Genomic DNA, 3,078 nt, shown 5'->3' on the forward strand with positions numbered 1-3,078 from the left:
TTCTTGCCGTTGGCAACCTTCACAGCATTGAATCGGTCAATACCGATAATCTCAAGGTTGAGAATGGCCAAAAATCGGCAAGCAACCAAACGGCACAATCGGGCACTTCGCAGGCATCTTCAAACCCTGCAGCCGCACAATCGTCAGAACCGCATTTTTACGAAGTGAAAAAGGGTGACACTTTGTGGAAGATTGCTGAAGAAGTTTATGGCAAAGGTCATGGCGACAAAAACAAGATTATTTTCGAGGCAAACAAGCCTATGTTGAAATCGCCTGAAAAAATCTTCCCCGGTCAAAAGCTTCGCATTCCCGACCTTAATCAGGCTTGATTATTTTATTACACTACATACCCCACGCATCCCGAAAAGTGTGAAACGGTTTTCGGCCAAGATGCGGGGGCACTCAAAAACCTATCCCGAAAAGTGTGAAACGGGTTTTGGATAAGATGCGTGGGTGCTCAAAAACGCATCCCGAAAGTGTGAAGCGGTTGTCGCTTAATAACTGTTAGGTTCCACCGAAAAGCGTGAAGCTATTTTCGAAAAGCAACATGGAAATCGCACATGTCTGAAAAATTGACCAATGTAAACTTTTAAAAATAGGAACCAATTCTCTCCTGAAAATTTTTTAAGCTCAACAAAAGTTCACCTTAATGAACCGTACTGATAATCTGTTTTTTGCCACACGATAGCAGGATTTGAACTGCCGATAGCCATATGAAATTTACCCGACATGGCGAGAAAGTAGCAGACTTTCATCACGCGTATTTATTCCGCGTTTATATAATTCTTAGGTAATTATATATATTTTTATATTAGATTTTGATAAAGTTATTAATAATATAATAATATTATATTAATATACACTACGTTATAAACAATCTATTTGATGGATTTTCATATTTTATAAAGTATTTTACTGATTATAAATGATGCATTGGATGACCTTAAATATTTACATTTGTCAAATGGAAATGTAGTATCACCATTTAATCCAGCAGCTAATGTTTATAGGTGTGCCAATAACCTATACGTCTATAAAGAAATTCGTAAATGCTTTAACTTAAAACATCTACACATTTCAATAAATATACATTATAAATTATAAAATCGTAATTAGTCGTTTTGCTTGTAACATATCACACAAATGTTTCTTACGTCATTACACTATCTAAAATTATTTCAATAACTGAAAAATCTTCTTGTTTATTAGTAAAGGAATTAGAAATTATTTTTGCTTTATAACAATAAAGACGTTTCTAATGAGGTTGAGTTAGATGAAACTTATGTTGGTGTAAAAAATAAGAATAAGCATTACTCAAACAAAGTTGCCGTTATCCAAGGTCGAAGCATAAAAGATAAAACACCAGTTTTTGGGATGGTTGAGCGCGGTGGAAAGATAAATGCAAAATGCGTTGATGATGTCACCATAAAAACTCTGACTAAGGAGATTGTTAAATACGTGACTGATGCAACAGTCTATTCTAATGAGCGGTTTAGCTATAACTCTTTAAAACGTATTTATAACCACCAATTTATTAAGCATAGTGCAGGTACGTATATTAATGGTCACGTCCATACAAATACCATTAAAGGATTTTGAGGGTTTCTTAAGAGAAGCGTCATAGGAATATATCATTTTACAAGTGGAAAACACTTGCAAAAATATGTTCACTAGTTAGTATTTAGATGCAAAACAAAACATTTTTCGTCACAAGGTAGAATTATTTTACCTTAAAAAACCTTGATACACAAAAAACATATAATGGGCTAATTTATGGAAAACAAAAAGATACTTAAAGCAATTGCTGGTTCAAAAGACACTCCAATTATCCTAGGCGATGTTAGCCTCGAATGTTATGTTCTGGAAGATGGAACCCGGGTTTTTTCTGGTAGCGGTTTACAAAAAGCACTAAAGTTCCCCCCTTCATCAGGCGGCTCAGGGCTTGTAAATATGCTTAACACAGGAGAATTAAAGGATACTATTACTGATGAAATAAGGTATAAGATTGAGAATAGAAAAGAGTTTACAAGACCGGGTGCTGGAGGCAAAATTTCTAAAACTTATGGGTATGATGTTACCTTATTAATTGATATTTGTGATCTACTAATCCAGGGTAAAATCGACGGTAAGCTTACTGACAGGCAAATTGAGTACGCCAAAGTTGCAGAGATCATAATTAGAAGTGTTGCGAAAGTTGGTATTATTGCTTTAGTTGATGAAGCAACAGGATATCAATATGACCGAGAAAAAGACGCTCTGAATTTAATATTTAAGGCTTATATAAGTGAAGAGCTTCAAAAATGGCAAAAAATGTTTCCTGATTCTTTTTATTTTGAAATATTTAGATTGAATGGATGGGATTACACAGTAAGAGGTATAAAAAAAAGACCTGGAGTTATTGGTCGATGGACAAGAGAATTAATCTATAACCAGTTGCCTAAAGATGTATTAGATGAGCTAATATCCAGGACACCAAAAAGTGCTTCGGGGAATTATACTGCTAGGTTTTTTCAAAGCTTAACGCCAGATATTGGACATCCAGCATTAACTGCTCAAATTTACAAGGTTATTGGGATAATGAATATATCAAATAACTGGGCTGAATTTAAAAGCAATTTTAATAAAATGGTGGATCGGAACAAGGGGCAAAAAGAGTTAAATTTTGAAGAAATAGAGAATGATATACTGAGAAATGATCACGTATTACTACCTGGAGACGAGTCTACAAAGTAGAGTTCTAAAAGTTGGGGGCTATCAAGTTTTGATGAAAAACTCCAACAAACATTAATTTACAACCCAAAAGAGCCAGAATAAAGTTCACCCGCTTAAATGAGGGTAATTTTCGGATTGTACAGTGTAAAATTGTATATAGTTACAAAAATTTATTATCCTTTGAGTGCTTGCAAAAAACACTAAAGGCAATTTGCCCGGTTGCTCTCAACTTTATGCGCTGTTTTCAAAGGGACTATATCGTCTTGAAGATCGGGCAAGGCGAACGATGCTCGGCATCTTGAAGAGCCGTCACAGTCTGTTTATTTTCAAAGGATGGATTTTTACGGCTTTGATTATTTTCCGATG

General features: G+C 34.9%; 3 protein-coding genes. All 3 read left to right on the forward strand.

The annotated features are described in order from the left end of the window. The coding region (locus Q0K76_RS12900; protein ID WP_294616079.1) for a LysM peptidoglycan-binding domain-containing protein at positions 1-329 on the forward strand (329 nt) is incomplete at its 5' end. A 901-nt stretch (positions 330-1,230) separates the two neighbouring features. Further along, on the forward strand, positions 1,231-1,599 hold the full coding sequence (locus Q0K76_RS12905; protein WP_279089255.1) for a transposase: 369 nt from the start codon (positions 1,231-1,233) through the stop codon (positions 1,597-1,599). A 174-nt stretch (positions 1,600-1,773) separates the two neighbouring features. After that, positions 1,774-2,733, forward strand: a complete 960-nt coding sequence (locus tag Q0K76_RS12910; RefSeq protein WP_279089253.1) for a P63C domain-containing protein — start codon at positions 1,774-1,776, stop codon at positions 2,731-2,733. Positions 2,734-3,078 lie beyond the last annotated feature (345 nt).

Source organism: uncultured Gilliamella sp., from assembly GCA_945271295.1.
Lineage (GTDB): Bacteria > Pseudomonadota > Gammaproteobacteria > Enterobacterales > Orbaceae > Gilliamella.